We start from the raw sequence: 19839 nt of genomic DNA on the forward strand, positions 1-19839 counted from the left end.
CGCGGACAGCCCTGCGTGCTTCGCAGTCTAGAAAATAGAATTTTGGGCGGCAAAAAATCGCTCTAAAGTATCTTTTTGTCTTTGTTATTATCCGAGCCTAATTTAGTCGTCTCAGCGCGCGGGAAGGCTGTGCCTTGCGACCTGGATGGCGGCGTATCGACGCAAGCAACTTTTTGTGTTCGCGAACCCAATCGCCACTACCTCAATGATCCGTAAATTAACGATTGGTTAACCATATCCGTCGTTTAGAATGATTAACGGCCGTCTGGTCGTTGATTCGAAGTCCGGTTGCCAAAATTGCGCCGGATACGGGGAAATACGATTGCGGCGATCGGAAACATGGGTTTGCTAAGATTGATGGCCCTTGCGGGGTTGGCTGGTCTTGCTGCCGGCTGCACATCGACTGGAAATATCAGACAACCGAGCGCCGCTGAAACAATCGCGAGCGAGAAAGCGCTTGTCCTGCCGCCACCCGGTGGGCCCTCTATCGTGAGCGTCGTCGAGCAGAAGCGCGGCAATGGCGTCGATCAGTCGATTTCGCTGTTCACCTCGTCCTCGGTCCCCGGCCAGAACTTTCTCAAGGTGCAGTTTCTCGGCGGGCGCGGCGAGAACCCAGGCGCCGGGAACTCCACCTACAAGATGGTCAATGAGAGCGCTATTGCGCGCGAGATGGCGACTGCCATCCCCGGTGTGCGGATGGCGCGCTCCGCGACGTTCCTGCAAAACAGCTACGGCCCCTTCGGCTATGCCTTCGGCACCAGCCACAACGGCGACACCTGTGTCTACGGATGGCAGCAGATCCGCTCCAGCCGCTCGGACCAGACACAGGCCCGCAATTTCGGCATGATCCAGGTTCGCCTGCGCCTGTGTGATGCGCGCGCAACCGAGCGCCAATTGCTGGGCGTGATGTACGGCTACACCGTGATCGGCACCTTCAACGGCGAAATCTGGAACCCTTACGGCATGACGCAAGGGGGCGACCCTACCATCGGACGCCCCGGAAACCCGATCTATCCCGACGAAGGCGGCTATCGCTCGACGCCGATGCCGATCGGCTACGAACCGGCCCCGACGCAGACCTACTCAAGGCCCGCGCCGTTGCGCCGCGCAGCAGTTCGCCCTGCCGCCACGGCACCGGTAGCGCCAACCTTGCCGCCGGCGATCGGCCCACGCGTGCCGGGACCTGACCTTTCCGAAAACGCGCCACAGGCGCCGCTGGAAGCGCCTGCGCTGGCCAACGCGTCGGTACGCCAGCCAGCCTCACAACAGACGATGACAGCGAGCGGCGTGAACGTGCCGTCGCCGGAATGCATCGGCAACACGGCGGCAAATGCCGCCTGCCAGAGATGACGATCAGCTAGGCCGGCATCGGAGAAGATGCCCGGCGCAATGCCTTTGAAGGAACGCCGATGCATAAGGCCCGCAGCATCTTGATCTGGGCAGTGGTTGCGATCTGTGTGGTCGCGCTGGTGACCCTGCCGGTGAATTTGCAGGCGCAGCTGATCGCCAGCATCACCGTGGTTGCCGTCATGGCGATCATCAAGGGCTTGAAGGGTGAAGGCACATGGCGCCTGATCGCGCTTGCCTTCGGCACCGCGATCGTCATGCGCTATGTCTATTGGCGAACGACAAGCACCTTGCCGCCGGTCAACCAGCCGGAAAACTTCATTCCCGGCCTGCTGCTCTATCTCGCCGAAATGTACAGCGTCGCCATGCTGGCGCTCAGCCTCTTCATCGTCGCGACACCCTTGCCGCCACGTCCTTCGCGCGTGGGAAAGCTCCAGCGCTTTCCGCACGTCGATGTGTTCGTGCCGACCTATAACGAGGATTCCCACCTCCTCGCCAACACGCTCTCGGCCGCCAAAGCAATGGACTATCCGGCGGACAAGCTGACCGTATGGCTGCTCGACGACGGCGGGACCGTGCAGAAACGCAATTCGAACAAGCTGCTGGAGGCGCAGGCAGCCGTTGCGCGCCACAATGAACTGAAGCAGCTCTGCGAGGAAATTGGCGTCCGCTATCTCACCCGTGAGCGCAACGAGCATGCCAAGGCCGGCAATCTCAACAATGGCATGCAGCATTCGACCGGCGAGCTGATCGCGGTTTTCGATGCCGACCACGCACCTGCGCGCGACTTCCTGCTCGAGACCGTCGGCTATTTCGACGACGATCCGAAGCTTTTCCTGGTGCAGACGCCGCACTTCTTCATCAATCCCGATCCGCTGGAGCGCAATCTGCGCACCTTCGACAACATGCCGAGCGAGAACGAGATGTTCTACGGCATCATACAGCGTGGGCTCGACAAGTGGAACGCGGCCTTCTTCTGCGGCTCTGCGGCGGTTCTGAGCCGCAAGGCGCTGGAATCGCAAAACGGCTTCAGCGGCATCAGCATCACCGAGGACTGCGAGACGGCGCTTGCGCTGCACGGAAGCGGCTGGAACAGCATCTATGTCGACAAGCCGCTGATCGCCGGCCTGCAGCCGGCGACGTTTGCGAGCTTCATCGGCCAGCGCAGCCGCTGGGCGCAGGGCATGATGCAGATCCTCAGGTTCCGCTTCCCGCTGCTTAAGCGCGGACTGACGATCCCGCAGCGCTTCTGCTACATGTCGTCGACGCTGTTCTGGCTGTTCCCCTTCCCGCGCACGGTCTTCCTGTTCGCACCGCTGTGCTACCTCTTCTTCGACCTCGAAATCTTCACCGCGTCCGGCGGTGAATTCCTGGCCTATACGCTCGCCTACATGCTCGTGAACCTCATCATGCAGAACTACCTCTACGGTTCGTTCCGCTGGCCCTGGATCTCGGAACTCTACGAGTATGTGCAGACGGTCCATCTGCTGCCGGCAGTGATCTCCGTGATGCTCAATCCAAGAAAGCCGACATTCAAGGTAACCGCCAAGGACGAGTCGATTGCCGTCAGCCGCCTGTCGGAAATCAGCCGTCCTTTCTTCGTCATCTTCGCGGTGCAGATCATCGCGCTGATCGTCACCATCTACCGCATCTATACCGAGCCTTATAAGGCCGATGTCACGCTCGTCGTCGGCGGCTGGAACCTGATCAATCTGATCATGGCGGGCTGCGCGCTCGGCGTCGTGTCGGAACGCGGCGAGCGCGCCTCTTCCCGCCGCGTGCGCGTCAACCGCCGGGCGGAATTCGGCATCAATGGCAAGTGGTACACGGCGTCGATCGAGGACGTGTCGGTGCATGGCGCTCGCCTGCACGTGTTCGACAAGCAGCTGGAGCAGTCGCTGGTCGGCGTCGAAGGCGAAGTGCGCTTCCGTCCGTTCAGTGGCGCCGATCTCGAAACGCTGCCGCTCGTGGTGCGCAACATTCAGCCGACGGACGGGCTGCTTGCCGTGGGCTGCCAGTATGTTCCGAAGAGCGCGCTGGATCACCGGCTGATCGCCGACCTGATGTTTGCGAACTCGGCGCAGTGGACGCAATTCCAGGAAGGCCGCCGCCGCAACCCCGGTCTGATCCGCGGAACGATCTGGTTCGTCGGCCTTGCGTTTTACCAAACGAGCCGCGGCCTGGTCTATTTCTTCCGCAGCATGCGGCCGGAGCGCGAAGAGCAGCGGCAAGTCTCGAAGGTGAATGGCTGATGCGGAAGATCGCCACCTCCCTCGGCTTCCTGCTTGCCGCTACCGCGCTCGCCTATGCGCAGACGTCGCCATTCGACATGTCGGGTGAACGTCCGCCGGAGGCAATTCCCGCCGTGCCGCGCATGACGCTTCCGGCGACACCCCCTGCTTCCGCTCCGACAACAACGCCGGCGCCGACGATCGCAATACAGCCGCCCGCGACACCCGCACCAGCCGCCCCGCCGGCAGCCGTAACACCTCTGCAGCCTTTCGCCGTCACTCCCGCGACACCGACCGTGCAACAACCGGCATCTCCGCCAGCGCAGGCGGATGCACCCGCCACGCAGCCAGGGCCAGTATCGTCGCCGACGCCAGCCGCGCAGACTGCAACGCCAGCAGCACAGCCGCCGCAGAAATCAGCGGCCGCAACAGCGTCCGCTCCGCTGCCTCCCGGCACATCGCGCCGCTATGTCGTGCCCTTCGCCAAGCTTGGACTGGACGGCGAATATGATCGCAAGTCGTGGTCTGTCTACCTGACGCCAGAGCAGGCAGCGGCACAGGCAACCTTCAACTTCACCTACCAGAACGCCATCGTCGTCGCGCCGGAGAGCTCGCAATTCACGATCCTGATCAACAACAGGGTCATTGGAGAGCAGCCCGTCGGCTCGTCTGATGGAGCGTCCACCGTCTCCCTGAGCATCCCGCCACGTCTGCTGCAGCCGGGGGCTAACCTGCTCACGATCGAAGCAAAGCAACGCCATCGCACCGATTGCACCGTGCAATCGACCTACGAGCTCTGGTCGGATATCGACCCCTCGCAGACCTATTTGACCTTCGTCGGCGAAGAGGCCGCGAAGTTCTCCAGCACCGACGCCATCCGCGCGATCGGCGTGGACGGCGCCGGCCAGACCGCGTTCAATTTCGTGGTTCCCGCGCTTGAGCAGCCGGGAACCACGAAGCCGCTCCTGAGGCTGGTGCAGGGGCTTTCGATCCTGAGCGGCATGCCGAACCAGACCATGTCGTTTACGAGTGGTTCCCTGCCCGCCTCGTCTCCTGGCCGGATGACGGTCGTGGTTGGCACGCCCAGCGAATTGCAGCCGCTGTTTGCCGTGCCGGTCGCCGCGCAGACGGCACCGCTCGCGACCTTCGCAACCGATCCACGCTCCGGCCAGACTGTTCTTTTGATTACGGGACCATCCTGGCCGGCGATCGCCACAGCAATCGAGACCATCGTCTCGACAACCGATCGCGCTGTCACAGTGCGCCGAGACGCGCTGGCCACGCAGCGGTGGACCGCGCCTGACGCGCCGCTTATCTTTTCAGACAGGACGATCGCCTTCTCACAGTTGGGTGTCAAATCGACCGAGTTCTCTGGCCGCCGCTTCCGTACGACCTTCAACATCGCTGTCCCGGCCGACTTTTACGCCAACGCCTATGGCGAGGCGACAGTGCTGCTCGACGCCGCCTATACGCAGAACGTGCTGCCGGGCAGCCATATCGATGTCTACGTCAACGGCAACATCGCCTCGACGCTACCAATCACCACGAAAGGCGGCGGCATCTATCGCCACCTGCCGATCCGCGTGACGATGCGACATTTCAAGCCCGGTCTGAACTCGGTATCGATCGAAACGATCCTGCAGACGGACGAGGACAATGTGTGCGTGCCGGGAACGGCGGCCGGCGCCGGACCGCGCTTCGCGCTGTTCGACACCAGCGAGTTTCACATGCCCGACTTCGCACGGGTCGGCCAACGCCCCAATCTGGCAGCACTCGCCGGAACGGGTTACCCCTACAGCCGTGCCGCCTCTCCGACACCGCTCTTCATCGACCGCGTAGACCCCGACACGCTCTCCGCCACGGCAACCGTGCTCGGCCAGATGGCCTTGATGGCCGGTCGGCCGATCGACGTCGAACCCGCCGCCTCGCCAGGCGCGATCGGCGACCGCGACGCCATGTTTGTTGGCTCCATCTCGCAGATGCCGCAGGCGGTTCTCTCGCAGCTCAACATCGCGACGACCAGCCAGGCAACATGGCGGCCGCTAGCCGCGACGCAGACGACGCCCAGCGAGACCAACGTTATGTTCGACGAATGGCGCTCCAAAGTGAGCGGCGGCGTCTGGCAGGGGCAGATCACCTCCTTCCAGGAATGGCTGCGTCGCAACTTCGATATTTCGCTGAGCACGCTGCAATTCATACCCGGCGCCGAGCAGGTGTTTACGCCCTCCAACACGAACAGCTTCCTGATCGCGCAAGGTGCGAATACGGCCGGTAACGGGACCTGGACGATCGTGACCGCGCCATCCGCCAAAGATCTCAGGGAAGGTGCTGATGCCATGACGTCGCAGCTGAACTGGCCGGAGATCGAGGGGCACGTAACGACCTATTCGGCCGCGACCGGCAAGATCGATACGGTGCCGGTCAGCCGTTTCGATTTCATCGCGACGGAGAGCTGGACCTTCGCCAACTATCGACTGATCGCCGCAAACTGGCTCTCGACCAACGTCCTGTCCTACGCGGTGCTGCTCGTCGTGTTGTCGCTGCTGATCGGCGTTGCGACGGCCGGCATGCTTGGAAGACTGGGCCGCCGCCAATGAGGGGCTGGCTGACGATAATGGTGGCGGTGGCACTAGCATCGCTGCTTTGCTTGCAGCAGCCCGCATCCGCGCAGACGGCAAAGATCGATGCTGCGTCGTGGAGTGCCTACAAGGCGAAGTTCCTCGACCCCACCGGTCGCATCATCGACAATGCCAACGGCAATATCAGCCATAGCGAGGGCCAGGGCTACGGCATGTGGCTCGCCTATCTGGCCAACGACCAGGCCGATTTCGAGCAGATCTGGTATTTTACCCGGACTGAATTGCTGCTGCGCGACGACGGACTTGCCGTCTGGAAATGGGATCCATCGGCCAAGCCGCATGTGACCGACGCCAACAATGCATCCGATGGCGACATGCTGATCGCCTATGCGCTGGCGCTGGCAGGCTCTGCCTGGAAGAACAACGATTACCTCGAAGCCGCCGCCAAGATCGCAAACGCGCTTCTGGCCAACGCCGTCGTCAAATCGGGCGGGCGCACGATCCTTCTCCCCGGTGTCGAGGGCTTCAACGCTCCCGGCCGCAAGGATGGCCCGGTCATCAACCCCTCCTACTGGATCTACGAGGCCATTCCCGTCATGGCGATGCTCGCCCCTTCCGACGCGTGGGGTGCGCTAACCGAGGACGGATTGACGTTGCTGCGCACAATGCAGTTCGGACCACGCAAGCTGCCGGCCGATTGGGTGAGCCTTCACCGTCAGCCGCAACCGGCCGAGGGTTTCGATGCGGAGTTCGGCTACAACGCCATCCGTATCCCGCTTTACCTCGCCCGGGCGGGAGTTTCGGACAAGGAACTGCTCTTACGATTATCGTCAGGAATGACCGCCGGCAATGGTGCGCCGGCAACGATCAACTTGAAAGACGGCCAGCCGAAACAATCACTTGATGACGCTGGTTATCGAATTGTTAACGATGTTGTGGCCTGTGTAGCACAAGGAACGAAGCTGCCCGCGTCGTCCCGGCAGTTCGCGCCATCGCTCTACTATCCATCGACCCTTCAACTCCTGGGGTTGGCCTTCGTCGCGGAGAAACATCCAGAGTGCCTTTGAAATCCTCGCTTGTCGCAGTGTCGGTCGCAGTGGTGGTGGCAGGTCTTGTCACCGCTCTGAAGGATCGCGCCGCCATTCAGGATATGCTCGGCCTCAACCAGCCCGCCGCAGCGCCTCAGCTGATGCTGATGGGCCGGATCAGTGGACCTGACGGTCCACCCAAGCAGCCGGCGGACATGCAGTCGATCGCCGAGCAGATACAGGCAACAGCAGGCGCACAGGCCCCGATCAACGCACAGCCGCAAGGCGAACCCGCCGCCCCGCAGCCAGACGCCGTCGCCCAAGCACAGCCGCAGCCACAACCGCAACAGCCGGCAGCGCAGAGACCGGCAGCCGCATCGACAAACCCGCAGCCTGCGGCGCCAAAGGTCGACGAAAGCGCGCTCCGCTATTTCGCGAGCCGTGGTGACAAGGCGAGGCTGCAGGCCGAGATATCGCGCCTTCAGGCGCTCTATCCGAACTGGGTGCCCCCGGCGGATCCGCTCGCCGTTCCCCAGAGCGGCGACAAGCAGCTCGAGGCGATGTGGCAGCTCTATTCCGAGGGCCGCTACGCCGAACTTCGCAAATCGATCGCCGACCGGCAGGCCGCCGAAGCCGGCTGGCAACCGCCGGCCGACTTGCTTGATCGCCTGGACGTCGCGGAAGCGCGCGCACGCCTGGTCAACGCCTCCGACCTGAAACAATACGCGACCGTCGTGCAGATCGGCGCGGCGACGCCGAGCCTGCTCACCTGCGCCGATATCGACGTGCTGTGGCGTGTGGCGGAAGCCTTCGCCCGCACCGACCGCACGCAGCGGGCGCAGGATGCCTATACCTACATTCTGAAGGCCTGCACCAACCCACAGGAGCGTCTGGCGACCATGCAAAAGGCGTCCGGCCTGTTGCCATATGCGCCGATGCAGGTCCTCCTCGGCCTTGAGCGTCCTGATGGAAACGGTGGTCGAGAATTCGACAGCATCCGCAACGACCTCGCGCGCAATTTCGTCGCCGCCAGCAACGCCAATCCCGACCTCGCCGTGTCGCCCGATTACCTGACGCTGGTGCAGCGACTGGCCGAAACACAAGGGCTCGCCTCCGACAATCTCTTGCTCGGCTGGTATCACCTGCGCCGCGAGAATTACACCGACGCGGAAAAGTGGTTCCGTGCCGCGCGCGCAAAGGAAGATTCCGCCAGCGCGTCGCAAGGTCTCGCACTGGCGCTGATTGCGGAGAAGAAGGAACAGGAAGCCGAAGACGTCATGTACAAGTGGCGCGGCGATTCCAAGGACGCCACCGCAACCTATCTCGCCGCCACCGCCAACCTCATGGCGCTGCAGCCGCCGGCGAATATTCCCGAGGAGGTGCTGAGCCGTATCGCGACCGAGATCATCGCGCAGAAATACGTGCCGACAGCGCAGCAATTCGGCTGGTACGCGCGCTCGCTCAATCAGCCGCAGACGGCTGCGCGCTGGTTTGAAACGGCGCTGCGCTGGAAACCGGATGACGAACCGTCTGCCTATGGCCTGGTGATCACGCGCGAGCAACTGAACGACCACCGAGGCGTCGCGGAAGTGCAGCGCCTGTGGGCGGGACGCTCGGCGCGCATTGCGCAACTCGGCGAGACCTCGGCCCTGACGCCGCAGGTGCGCGCGCCCCTTCCCGGACCCGGTCAGGCTCCGCAGTTTCAGCAAGTCCAGCCGCAACAGCAACAGGCGCCGCAGACGCAGACCTACCAGCCGCAAGTGATCGCCGAGCCCGCTCCCGTCGTGGCTGCAGCCGCTCCGGCCCAGCGCCCCGTGCCGCGGCAGGCAGAGCCAATTCAGCAGGCGTCGCGACCCGCCCCCGCCACGCGTGGCGCTCGCCAGATCCGCGGATGCTCAACGACGGTCGATGCCCGCCTGCTCGATCCCCAAAACGCACTGACCCGCGGCTGGTGCCTGATGGACCTGAACCGCCCGATGGAAGCCGTCGAAGCCTTCGAGGCCGCACTCGCCAGCCCAACCCGCAAGGTCCGCGAGGACGCTGCCTATGGCCAGAGCCTCGCCTATCTGCGCGCCGGGCTCTCCAACAATGCCGCTGTGGCGGCAACCAAAGCGCCGCAGACCCGCCAGCGGGCCGCAGAACTCCAGGTTTCCATCCTCGCCGATCGAGCGCTCGCCGCCTTCACCGCGAAGCGCTACCGCGAAGCGCTTGTCTATCTCGACCAGCGCGCGCAACTGCAGCAGGAACGCATCGATCTGATGGTCCTCAGGGGCTACAGCTACATGAACCTGCAGATGTACGGAGATGCCGAGCGCATCTTCAATGCCGCCGCATCCGTCGGCAGCAAGGATGGATACCGTGGCCTCGCGGATCTGAAGGATGCGACGCATCCCGAAGGCAAACAATAAGCCCTGTCAATCCGGATGATACGCATGGCGTGTCTCCGCAGCCAATCCCTCGCAAAGCGTGCTCTAGCTTGCCGCTCTTGACGTTCTTCTAAAAATGGAACATAATAAGAACAAATAGCGAGGTAAGCGTATGACCAGAACTGAGGAAGTCATAGCAAACGCATTGGCGGTCGTGGCCGCGTCGCGGGCGGAGCGAGAGCGTGATGCCGAACGACGACGCCGCGTCTTCGGCAAGATCGAAATCGGCCTGCCGCTCCCCAAGATCAAGGGGCAGCAACTGAGCCTGGATCTACACTGATCCTGGCTTAGAGGTCGGGTTTTCTCTTTCTGGACGGTTTCAATGTCAGGGCGGATCAGGTATCCCCGCTGGCTAGAAAACGAAGACGGGCGAGCACGTTTGTCCGTCACAGATGAGAAAGCTCGTCCATTGCCGGGTACCACGCCTTCCTGCTTCGACCGCCCCTACTCCGCCTTCCTTTTCGACATGGACGGCACGATCCTGAGCTCCCTTCTGGCCGCCGAGCGCGTCTGGGGCGCGTGGGCCGCACGGCAGGGGCTTGATGTCGAAGCATTCCTTCCGACCATGCACGGCGCACGCGGCGTCGATACGATCGCCAAGCTGAACCTGCCGGGTGTTGATCCGGTTGCGGAAGCAGCCGCCATCACCGAAGCCGAGATCAATGACGTCGAAGGCGTTTTCGCGCTGCCGGGTGCCGCGGCATTCCTGGCCTCGCTCCCGACAGACCGCTGGGCGATCGTCACCTCGTCGCCGCTTCGGCTTGCGCACAAGCGCCTGGAAGCAGCCGGCCTGCCGATCCCGAAATTCATCGTGACCGCCGAGGATGTCGAGATCGGCAAGCCCAATCCGCAGTGCTACATCCTGGGTGCCGAGCGTCTTGGCTTCAGCCCGAGCGAATGCCTTGTGTTCGAAGATGTGCAGGCGGGTATTCTGGCAGGCGAAGCCGCCGGATCCGATGTCCTGGTCATCACGGCGACCCAGCACCACGATCTCGAAACTTCGCACCCGACGCTTCACTCCTACGAGGACGTCAAGGTTCGGATTTACGAGGACGGCAAGGTTGGCCTCGGTAAATAACAGCAGAAATGAAAATGCCCGCCGCGAGACCTGCGGCGGGCATCTGCTCTTCGGCTCGGGAGAGAGTGAGCCTTAGATGTTGGCGAGCAACTCGTTGATGCGCGACTCCATGTCGGCAAGGGCGGCGTCGACGTCCTTCTGACCGGTGATAGCCGCGCTCATTTCCTGGCCGATAATGTCCTGGATCGCGAACTGGCGCTGGACGGTCGAGGGCAATGCGGTGCCGAGCGTTGCGATCGAGGCGATCGTGTCGCGGTGCGGCAGCGCCTTGAACTCCTTGGAGTCGAGAACGGCCTTGACCGCCGGCAGGTGTCCGGTGCGCGACCAGTCGAAGTCATTGTCGTGGAAGAACTTCAGGAACTTGCCGATCGCGGCATTTTCCTCATCGGAACGATCCTTGGTCGACACGGCCCAGCTGTGGCCATCCGCATACTGCGCCTTCTTGCCGGCGAAGAGCTGCGGATAGGGATAGACGGCGTAGCCGCCCTTGTTCAGTGCGGTGCCTGCCGTCTCGGACGAGGCATTATAGTCGCCGATCACCCAAGTGCCGTTCAGGTGCACGCCGCCTTCGCCGGCGAGGAAGGCATTGATGCTGGCGGCGTAGTCGAGATCCTTGACCGTATCGCCGTTGTCATAGATCGCCTTGTACATCTCGAGGACCTTCTTGGCCTCGGGCGTATTGATCTTCACCTGCTTCGGATCGGCGAAGAAGGCGGAATCCTGCTGGAAGAGATAGGTGTAGAGGTTGCGTGTATAGAGCGCGACTTCGTTGGCAAGATTCTGCACGAAGTAGGGCTTGCCGGTCTTTTCCTTGAACTGCTTGGCCTGAGCGAGAAGCTCTTCCGGGCTCGTCGGCAGCTTCGGCGTGCCGTCGGCGTTGACCAGTTCAGCCTTTTTGAAGAGGTCCATGTTGATGTGGTAGAGCATGGTCCAGTTGTCGATCGGCAGACCGTAGATCTTGCCGTCCTTTGTCACGCCGCCGAGGCTGGCGTCGGTAAAATCGGTCGGCGCGACGCCGACGGACTTCAGCACGTCATCGAGCGGCATGATCAGGCCCTTGCTCTGATAGTCCGCGAGAACCGACTGGTGGATGGTAACGATATCGGGCGGATCGCCGGCGGCAAACTGAGCGGTCAGCTGGTCATAGCCCGGCCATTCGACCGTGGTGACGGTCACATGCACATCGGGATTGTCGGCGTTGAACTTGTTGATCAGCGAGGTGATGATGCCGCACTCGCCGACCGCCTTGCTGACATCGGTGTTCTTGCCCCAATCGGCATCGCAGGCGCCGAAGAAGCGCTGCACCGTGAGCTCGGTGGCGGCGAATGCCGGCGATGCACCGATGAGCGCTATCACGGACGCCGCCGCCAGCATGTATTTCCTCAAATGATGTGTCATGCCCTTCTCCTCCTCTTCGGGGCTTTGCCCCTTTGGCTGGCCTCCTCCCCGGAAGCCGGTTGCGACGTCATCGCGTAAAGCCTCAGCGCACGGCGGCGCCAGAGACTGCCGTCACGATGTATTTCTGGAAAAACAGGTAGAGAACGAGAATCGGCGCGCTGGCAAAGACCGCCTGCGACATCAGGAAGCCGAGGCCTTCCGATTGCGCGAAATTGGTCTGTGTCGAGGCGATGCCGACCGTCAGCGTATACATTTCCTTCTTGGTGCCCGAGATCAGCGGCCAGAAGTAATCGTTCCAGGCGCCGAGGAAGGTGAAGATGCCGAGCGTCGCCTGTGCGGGAACCGTCAGCGGCAAAAGCACCTTCCAGAAGATCTTGAAGCGGCTGGCATTGTCGAGCAGTGCCGCCTCGTCGAGTTCCTTCGGGATGGCGCGGAAGTACTGCGTCATCAGGAACACGCCGAAGGGTGCCGACAGGCCGGGTAGGATCAGCCCGTGATAGGTGTTGTGGAACTTCAGCCAGCTGAACAGCTGGTGGCGGGCAATCAGTACCGCCTGCTCCGGAACCGCCAACCCCAGCAGCACGATGATAAAAAGCGTGTTGCGATAGGGAAAGTTCAGCCGCGCGAAACCGTAGCCTGCCAGCGACGAGAGCACCAGCGTGCCGATGGTAAGCCCGCCGGCGACGATCACGCTGTTCAGCACCCAGCGGAACACCGATGAGGTCGCCAAGATGTTGATATAGTTGTTGATCGTATAGGGCGCGTTGAAGACGGAATTCATGTCCGCCATCAGCTCCTTGTTGTCCTTCAGCGACAGGCCGATCACCCACAGCACCGGTGCAAGCATCACCAGCGCGCAGAGGATGGCGAGGAAAAGGATCACGCGGTCGCCCAGCGAACGGCCGACCATGTTGCCACCTGTTGCGACACTCATCCTTCTTCTCCCTTCCGGCGCGAAATGACGTACTGCGCCATGGCAGCGATGAGGATCAGGATGAAGAGGATTTCGGAGGCCGCAGCGCCCAGCCCGAGATCCCATTTGGTGAACGCCGCTTCGTAGATATAGAAAACGATCGGCTTGGAGACGTTATTCGGGCCGCCCATGGTCATCAGCTTGGCCTGGCCGAACAGCTGGAACTGCAAGACGATCTGAATGATCACGACGAGCGCGAAGGTGCGGCGGATCGACGGCAGCGTGATGTACCAGAGCGTTCGCCAACGGCTGGCATTGTCGAGCGCCGCCGCCTCGTAGATATCGCCTGGGATCTGCTGCAAAGCGGAGAGAAAGAGCATCATCGGCAGGCCGATGCACCACCAGATGGTCGCGATCGCGATGCCGATCATCGCCAGCTTCGGATCCGACAAAAACGCCGGCGGCGTGGCGCCGAACCAGCCGTAGATGGTGGCGAGCAGACCGAAATTGCCGATAAAGACGATGCGCCAGATCAACGTGACGATGGTGACCGACAGGACCGACGAGGAGAAATAGATCGTGCGCAGCGCCGCGGCTGTGCGCGTCTTGCGGTTCAAGGCGAGCGCCAGCATCAGGCCGATGATGGCGAGCGCAGGCACGGTCAGCAGCACGAAGTAGAATGTGTTGCCGATCGCCTGGATGAAGATCTTGTCGCGAAACAGCCTGAAGTAATTGTCGATGCCCACGAAGCGGCCGACACCAAAGGCATCCGCCTTGTGCAGGCTGAGCCAGATGCCCCAGAACAGCGGAACGACCAACAATGTCACGAAGAAGAAGAGATAGGGCAGAACGAAGATCGCGTTACGCCAGAGCGGCGCATTGATGTTCTGCACCTTCAGCCGCGCGGAAGCCTTGGCGAGCGTGGCGGCGCCGGACAGTGTAGTCTCAGCCATGGCCCGGCTCCTCGTTATGCCAGGCGCGACCCTCGGCGTCGAAGAGATGCGTTCTGCTGCCGTCGAGCGTCAGCCCCACCTCGTCGCCGATCGCGACGCGGCTGTTGCCGATATCCTCGGCGACGATGACGCTTCCATCGGTGAGCCTGGTGTAGAGCAGCGTACGGTCGCCCAGGCGCTCGAGCACATCGACCTTGCCCGTCGTGGTGGCCGGAACGCCGTTTGCGAGCTTCACGGCCTCGGCGCGGATGCCGAGCGCGTGGCTGCCGCCGTTGAGGCCGGCGGCGCGGATGGCGGTCTTGAGCTGCGTGCCGTCAGGCAGCTTGGCGCTGATGAAGCCGTCTTGTTGGGAGATCCCAACATCGAGGAAGTTCATCGTCGGTGAGCCGACGAAAGTGGCGACGAAGCGGCTGGCCGGGCGGGAGTAGATCTCCATCGGTGAGCCGATCTGCTCGATCTTGCGGTTGTTCATGACCACGATGCGATCGGCCAGCGTCATCGCCTCGATCTGGTCGTGGGTGACGAAAATCATCGTCGACTTCACGCGGTTGCGGAGCTGCGCGAGTTCGACGCGGGTGCGCACGCGCAGCGCCGCGTCAAGGTTCGACAACGGTTCGTCGAACAGGAATGCCTTGGGTTCCTTGACAATGGCGCGGCCGATGGCGACGCGCTGGCGCTGGCCGCCGGAGAGCTGGCCGGGCTTGCGCTCCAGAAGATGGCCGATCTCCAGCATGCGGGCGGCCTCCGCCACCCGGGCCGAAATCACGTCCGAGGGGACCGCGATGTTGCGCAGCCCGAAGGCCATGTTGTCGGCAACAGTCATGTGCGGATAGAGCGCGTAACTCTGGAACACCATGGCGATGTCGCGCTGGCCGGGCGGCAGCGTATCGATACGCTCGCCATTGATCGAGATCGTGCCTTCATCGACGCTTTCGAGCCCGGCGATCATTCTCAGAAGCGTGGACTTTCCGCAGCCGGACGGGCCGAGAAAGACCATGAACTCATTGGCCTTGATCGACAGCGACAGGCCGTCAAGCACGGTCATCGAGCCGTAGCGCTTGCTGACATTGCTGATTTCGATATTCGCCGTCATCCGGCTGCTCCCAAGCTGCAGTCAGAATCCGAAAATCCGATATGAACACATGGCTGGCACGAAACGGCGCGAATGGCGCCTGCTATGACAAGCAGGCCGCCTTCCGTCCATGATGGTGCCAAAACAGAAGCGGTTGCTCCCATCTTCTCCTCCCAGTGGCACGTCAAATCTGGTACGCTGACGTTAAATCATACAATTACGATGTCAACATATCTTCGATATGTATCAGTTATCGTGATTTATTTGATCAGGCCTGCAGCCGGATCACGCGATAGGACAATGGCGCGATCTTCGCCGTCAGCTTTCCATCGGCGAAGACAGAGCCGCTCGCCTTCACCGGCACCACATTGTCGGGCTTTTCGGCCGTGTTGGTGATGGTGAGATCCGAATGGGCGACGACCTGGTCGTCGATGACCTTGAGGTTGCCGAATTCAAGCAGGCTGGCGTCGAGATCGAGCGCTTCCGTGCCGTGGCGGTTGACGATGAAGAAGGTAACGGTCTTGGCATCCTTGTCGTGGACCGCTGAGACGTCGAGATAAGGAACGCTGCCGACATCCTCGACCTCGTAGGCCGGGCTGTCGACCATCAGCTTCAGTGCCGTGCCGCGGCCATAGACCGAGGCAAAATAGTAGGGGTAGAAGATCGTCTGGCGCCATGCGGCACCGCCAGGCGTCGTCATGATCGGGGCGATGACGTTGACCAGTTGTGCCAGGCAGGCGATTTTCACGACATCGGCGCGGTTGATGAAGGTGTTCAGGATACAGCCGACCTGCAGCACGTCCTCGAAGTTGTAGTCGTCCTCGAGCAGCGCGGGAGCGTGCGGCCAGCCGTTGGCGCCGGCGAGCGTCGCCTTGTCGCGTTCCTTGGAGTGGTACCAGACGTTCCACTCGTCGAAGGAGATGTAGACGTCCTTGGTCGAGCGCTTCTTCGCCTTGATATAGTCGATGACGCCGGCAACGGTGCCGATGTAGTTGTCGAGTTCGATGCTGCGGGCCAGATAATTGGCCGTGTTCTTAGCGCGGTTCTCGAAGTACATGTGCAGCGAGATGTAATCGACCTCGTTATATGTGTGGTCGAGAACGGTCGCTTCCCATTCGGGATAGGTCGGCATGTGGGCATTGGACGAGCCGCAGACGACCAGCTCCAGCGAGCTGTCGAAGGCGCGCATGGCCTTGGCGGTCTCATGCGCCAGTCGGCCATATTCGTCGGCCGTCTTGTGGCCGATCTGCCAGGGGCCGTCCATCTCATTGCCGAGGCACCAGAGCTTCACGTCCCAGGGTTCGGCGCGGCCGTTGGCGATACGCTTGTCGCTCCACTCGCTGCCGCCGGGATGATTGACATATTCGAGGAAATTGCGGGCTTCATCCAGGCCGCGCGAGCCGAGGTTGACGGCCAGCATCATCTCGGTCTTGGCGGATACGCACCATTCTGCGAATTCGTGCATGCCGACCTGGTTGCTCTCGGAGGTGTGCCAGGCGAGATCAAGACGCGTCGGGCGGCTTTCCTTCGGGCCGATGCCGTCTTCCCAGTTATAGGCCGAAACGAAGTTGCCGCCGGGGTAGCGCACGATCGGAACGTTGAGTTCCTTGACCAGATCGATCACGTCCTTGCGCATGCCGTTTTCGTCGGCGGTCGCATGGTCGGGTTCGTAGATGCCGGTGTAAACGGCGCGGCCCAAGTGCTCGATGAACGAGCCATACAGGCGCGGGTCGATGTCCGAGATCGTGTATTTGCTGTGCGCGGTGACCGCAGCCTTCATGATATCCTCCACCATATCACTCTTTGTGATCTATATCACAATTTGAGGTGAATAAAGCGGAAGCCTCGGCCGGGGTCAAGGGCAAAATTCAGAAAATCGGGTACAGTCTAGCGTGTTCTGATACGCAGCAGGATGTCCTGGTCGTAATTGCCGAAGCCGCGACCGAAAATATTGATGCCGCCAGGATGCTTGGCGTCGTCGCGAACGCCGATGCGCAGGCGAATCGAATGATGCTCGTCGAGTTTAAGATCCGGAAGCGCCACATCTGAAATGCGCAATCCATCGACGAAAGCGCCCTCGTCATTGATGCGGAAGCTCTTCAGCTTGCCATATTGCGAACCCTTCAATTTCCACCAATCCGGCGTGAAAACCCCACGTTTGTCGCCGAAATCGCCTGGAGACGTCCAGGTCCCGATGTCGATGCCATTGACCGTGAGCGTGATATCGGACGGCCAGTCGGCGCTGGTGCCGGGCACTTCCGAGCTCAGCTCCATGACGAACTCGATCTCGCGGATGCGGGTGTTGGTCAGCCTGGCATTGTTGGGAAACTGGTATTCGACATGCCCGCGCGTAAACCAGATCAGCGCCGTCTTCATGCGATCCGGATCAAGGAAGGTGTTGGGCACGTCGAGCAGGCCGATTATGCCATCCACCGAACAGAGACCGCAGGGCGCGGTCACATCGTAGCTGGTGTAGAGACCAAGCGGCATCGCCACCTCGATCGCATCCGATTCGGTTTCCTTGATTTCATTCTTGAAGACGACGAGGATCTCGTCGTACACGCTGTGACAGACCTTCTGGTTGCCCTTGCGCGCCTTCTGCGTCTCGGTGCGGATCAGCCCCGCCTCCTCCAGCATCTGCACGTTGGTCGAGACGCTGGACTGCGGTAGCTCAAGGATATCAGCGATTTCGTTGACGTTGAGCGGCCCCTTTTCATGCAGGAGCTTCAACACCGAAACCCTTGCCAGCGATGCCAGCCCTTTCAGAATGGGCATGCCCTCCTCGGGATCGACGACAAGAAAGTTGCGGCTCATTTTGATCCCGTTCGCGGAAGATGAAATGCATATTGCTGTTGTATATCGAATATTTTGATTTATTCAATTGCCCGAATTGAAATCGCCTGCGTGTTCATGCATTTCCATTCCCGGCTAATTTTACCGGCTGCGTTTCCGTCGTGGTCATGATCCCATGCTAAAAGTGGGTCATCGCAACATGGGGTCGCCGATCTTGAGAGCCACGTTCCGCACGACATTCCTGCTTCTGACCGCGCTGGCGCCAACGCTCGTCGTAGCCCAAGGCTGGCAGAACGACGGCCGGGGAACCTCCATCTGGAGCGTGGCGCCGTCCGAGGGGCAGTGCAATGTCAGCCAGGCGAAGAACCTCGCGCGGCGCGCAGGCATCATTCGCACCAATGTCGTCTATCAGGACAACGACACGCTAACGCTCCGGGGACTGACGGAATGGGGCGAACGCCGAGACATCATTTTCGCCAATGTTCGCGGCTGCCCCGAGATCGGTTTCCAGGATGTGTTGCCCTTGAATCAACGCCAGCCCCAGCCACAACCGCCGCCAGTTCAGCGACGCTAAAAAAGCCCCGCGGCTGAGCCGCGGGACTTCTTGAGGCCGTGACCGGGAGAGAGTTGGTCAGGCGGCCTGAACCTTGCGCGCGGTGCGCGCCCATGCCGGCAGCCAGTCGCCATGCGCGGCCAGCAGTTCGTCCGTCATCGCCCAGATCTGGTCGAGGTCGAGTTCGGCCGCCGTGTGCGGGTCCATCATCGCGGCGTGGTAGATGTGCTCGCGATTTTCAGTCATCAGCGCCTGAACGGTCAGCTCCTGCACGTTGATGTTGGTGCGCATCAGCGCGGTCAGCTGCGGCGGCAGGTCGCCGACGAAGGTCGGCTGGATACCGGATGCATCGACAAGGCACGGCACTTCGGCGGCGCAATTATAAGGCAGCGAGGTGATGCAGCCGTTGTTGCGGACGTTGCCGTAGATCACGGAGGGTTCGCCGGTCCAGACCGAATTGATGATCGACGAGGCATATTCCTTCGACTGCTTGACCTCGATCTTGTCGGCCGAGCGATAGGCTTCTGCCTGGCCCTTCCAGCGCTCGATCTGCTCGATGCAGCGCTTCGGATATTCGTCGAGCGGAATGCCGAACTTCTCGATCAGGTCCTCGCGGCCTTCCTTGATGAAGTAGGGCGTGTATTCGGCGAAGTGCTCGGAGCTTTCGGTGACGAAATAGCCGAGGCGGGTCAGCATCTCGTAGCGCACCTTGTTCGGGCAACGTGGGTTCCAGCCCGGCTTCGGCGCACGTCCCTCGCGGTAGGCGCGCACGAGATCCGGATAGAGGTCCTTGTAGGAACCGTCGGGCTGGCGATGCTCGAACTTCAGGTAGAAGGCCATGTGGTTGATGCCGGCCGAGCGGTAGCGGATATCCTCGTAGGGGATATCCAGATCGTGGGCGAGCTCCATTGCCGTGCCCTGCACCGAGTGGCAGAGGCCAACCTGCTTGATCGTGGGATACTTCTCGGCGATCGCCCAGGTGTTGATCGCCATCGGGTTGACGTACTGCAGCATGATCGCCTCGGGGCAGACCGCGAGCATGTCTTCGCAAATCTTCCAGAGGTGCGGCACGGTGCGCAGGCCGCGCATGATACCGCCGACACCGAGCGTATCGGCAATCGTCTGGCGCAGGCCGAACTTCTTCGGGATGTCGAAGTCGGTCACCGTGCAGGGCTCATAGCCACCAATCTGGAAGGCGACGACCACGAAGTCGGCACCTGTCAGCGCCTTGCGCTGGTCCGAATAGGTCTCGGCCTTGGCCTTTGCGCCCAGCGTCGAGATCAGCTTGTTGACGACGATCGCGCTTTCTTCCAGGCGCTGCGGATTGATGTCCATCAGGGCGATGGTTGCGCCCGACAGCGCGGGCCGCTGCAGAACGTCGCCGATGATGTTCTTCATGAAGACGGTGGAACCAGCTCCGATGAAGGTGATCTTGGGGTTTCTTGCCATAATATCCTCCGGCATTGGC

At 61.6% G+C, this 19839-nt stretch carries 15 protein-coding genes; 8 read left to right on the forward strand and 7 right to left on the reverse strand.

Annotated elements, in window-relative coordinates; translation table 11 throughout:
- The first annotated feature begins 339 nt into the window (after positions 1–339).
- From bcsN to ACCD05_RS03530, 7 genes are all read left to right on the forward strand, one after another.
- Positions 340–1350 carry a cellulose biosynthesis protein BcsN gene (bcsN, locus tag ACCD05_RS03500; RefSeq protein WP_413391147.1) on the forward strand — a complete coding sequence of 337 codons (1011 nt, stop codon included), beginning with the start codon at positions 340–342 and terminating at the stop codon, positions 1348–1350.
- A 59-nt stretch (positions 1351–1409) separates the two neighbouring features.
- Positions 1410–3599 (forward strand): UDP-forming cellulose synthase catalytic subunit, encoded by a 2190-nt coding sequence (bcsA, locus tag ACCD05_RS03505; RefSeq protein WP_112435265.1) that lies wholly within the window; start codon positions 1410–1412, stop codon positions 3597–3599.
- Positions 3599–6175, forward strand: coding sequence for a cellulose biosynthesis cyclic di-GMP-binding regulatory protein BcsB (locus ACCD05_RS03510; RefSeq protein WP_112949446.1), 2577 nt, complete (start codon positions 3599–3601; stop codon positions 6173–6175). The genes bcsA and ACCD05_RS03510 overlap by 1 nt, the downstream gene beginning before the upstream one ends.
- The gene (locus tag ACCD05_RS03515) at positions 6172–7224 is read left to right on the forward strand and encodes a glycosyl hydrolase family 8 (protein ID WP_112949447.1); all 1053 of its coding nucleotides are present in this window, start codon (positions 6172–6174) and stop codon (positions 7222–7224) included. Before ACCD05_RS03510 ends, ACCD05_RS03515 begins: the two co-directional genes overlap by 4 nt.
- Entirely contained in the window at positions 7221–9593 is a 2373-nt protein-coding gene (locus ACCD05_RS03520) for a cellulose synthase (protein WP_112949448.1), read from the forward strand. The genes ACCD05_RS03515 and ACCD05_RS03520 overlap by 4 nt, the downstream gene beginning before the upstream one ends.
- Before the next feature lie 130 nt (positions 9594–9723).
- Complete coding sequence (locus ACCD05_RS03525) at positions 9724–9891, forward strand: hypothetical protein (protein ID WP_165936891.1); 168 nt, start codon at positions 9724–9726, stop codon at positions 9889–9891.
- 99 nt (positions 9892–9990) lie between these two features.
- Positions 9991–10689: an HAD-IA family hydrolase gene (locus ACCD05_RS03530; RefSeq protein WP_413391150.1), complete on the forward strand. Its 699-nt coding sequence runs from the start codon at positions 9991–9993 to the stop codon at positions 10687–10689.
- 72 nt (positions 10690–10761) lie between these two features.
- Here ACCD05_RS03530 and ACCD05_RS03535 read toward each other — a convergent pair whose 3' ends face one another.
- The 6 genes from ACCD05_RS03535 to ACCD05_RS03560 form a co-directional block, all read right to left on the reverse strand.
- Positions 10762–12087, reverse strand: coding sequence for an extracellular solute-binding protein (locus ACCD05_RS03535; RefSeq protein WP_112949449.1), 1326 nt, complete (start codon positions 12085–12087; stop codon positions 10762–10764).
- An 82-nt stretch (positions 12088–12169) separates the two neighbouring features.
- Entirely contained in the window at positions 12170–13021 is an 852-nt protein-coding gene (locus ACCD05_RS03540) for a carbohydrate ABC transporter permease (RefSeq protein ID WP_112949450.1), read from the reverse strand.
- A complete protein-coding gene (locus ACCD05_RS03545; protein WP_112949451.1) occupies positions 13018–13953 on the reverse strand; it encodes a carbohydrate ABC transporter permease in 936 nt (311 codons plus the stop codon). Before ACCD05_RS03545 ends, ACCD05_RS03540 begins: the two co-directional genes overlap by 4 nt.
- Complete coding sequence (locus ACCD05_RS03550; RefSeq protein WP_112988771.1) at positions 13946–15046, reverse strand: sn-glycerol-3-phosphate ABC transporter ATP-binding protein UgpC; 1101 nt, start codon at positions 15044–15046, stop codon at positions 13946–13948. The genes ACCD05_RS03545 and ACCD05_RS03550 overlap by 8 nt, the downstream gene beginning before the upstream one ends.
- Positions 15047–15293: 247 nt before the next feature.
- Entirely contained in the window at positions 15294–16805 is a 1512-nt protein-coding gene (locus ACCD05_RS03555; RefSeq protein ID WP_112950628.1) for an alpha-N-arabinofuranosidase, read from the reverse strand.
- 107 nt (positions 16806–16912) lie between these two features.
- Positions 16913–17839, reverse strand: coding sequence for a helix-turn-helix domain-containing protein (locus ACCD05_RS03560; RefSeq protein WP_112950629.1), 927 nt, complete (start codon positions 17837–17839; stop codon positions 16913–16915).
- 193 nt (positions 17840–18032) lie between these two features.
- Between ACCD05_RS03560 and ACCD05_RS03565 the strand changes: the two genes are divergently transcribed.
- Positions 18033–18392 carry a hypothetical protein gene (locus ACCD05_RS03565; protein ID WP_112950630.1) on the forward strand — a complete coding sequence of 120 codons (360 nt, stop codon included), beginning with the start codon at positions 18033–18035 and terminating at the stop codon, positions 18390–18392.
- A 57-nt stretch (positions 18393–18449) separates the two neighbouring features.
- Here the strand turns inward: ACCD05_RS03565 and ACCD05_RS03570 are convergent, their stop codons facing one another.
- Positions 18450–19820, reverse strand: a complete 1371-nt coding sequence (locus tag ACCD05_RS03570) for an alpha-glucosidase/alpha-galactosidase (RefSeq protein ID WP_112427077.1) — start codon at positions 19818–19820, stop codon at positions 18450–18452.
- Positions 19821–19839: the final 19 nt, after the last annotated feature.

The sequence above is a fragment of the Rhizobium sp. Rhizsp42 genome (assembly GCF_047304155.1).
In the GTDB taxonomy this organism is placed as follows: domain Bacteria; phylum Pseudomonadota; class Alphaproteobacteria; order Rhizobiales; family Rhizobiaceae; genus Rhizobium.

Coding starts and splice junctions, on each gene's coding strand:
- bcsN (WP_413391147.1), top strand. CDS start 340: ATGGGTTTGCTAAGATTGATGGCCCTTGCGGGGTTGGCTGGTCTTGCT.
- bcsA (WP_112435265.1), top strand. CDS start 1,410: ATGCATAAGGCCCGCAGCATCTTGATCTGGGCAGTGGTTGCGATCTGT.
- ACCD05_RS03510 (WP_112949446.1), top strand. CDS start 3,599: ATGCGGAAGATCGCCACCTCCCTCGGCTTCCTGCTTGCCGCTACCGCG.
- ACCD05_RS03515 (WP_112949447.1), top strand. CDS start 6,172: ATGAGGGGCTGGCTGACGATAATGGTGGCGGTGGCACTAGCATCGCTG.
- ACCD05_RS03525 (WP_165936891.1), top strand. CDS start 9,724: ATGACCAGAACTGAGGAAGTCATAGCAAACGCATTGGCGGTCGTGGCC.
- ACCD05_RS03535 (WP_112949449.1), bottom strand. CDS start 12,087: ATGACACATCATTTGAGGAAATACATGCTGGCGGCGGCGTCCGTGATA.
- ACCD05_RS03540 (WP_112949450.1), bottom strand. CDS start 13,021: ATGAGTGTCGCAACAGGTGGCAACATGGTCGGCCGTTCGCTGGGCGAC.
- ACCD05_RS03545 (WP_112949451.1), bottom strand. CDS start 13,953: ATGGCTGAGACTACACTGTCCGGCGCCGCCACGCTCGCCAAGGCTTCC.
- ACCD05_RS03550 (WP_112988771.1), bottom strand. CDS start 15,046: ATGACGGCGAATATCGAAATCAGCAATGTCAGCAAGCGCTACGGCTCG.
- ACCD05_RS03555 (WP_112950628.1), bottom strand. CDS start 16,805: ATGAAGGCTGCGGTCACCGCGCACAGCAAATACACGATCTCGGACATC.
- ACCD05_RS03560 (WP_112950629.1), bottom strand. CDS start 17,839: ATGAGCCGCAACTTTCTTGTCGTCGATCCCGAGGAGGGCATGCCCATT.
- ACCD05_RS03570 (WP_112427077.1), bottom strand. CDS start 19,820: ATGGCAAGAAACCCCAAGATCACCTTCATCGGAGCTGGTTCCACCGTC.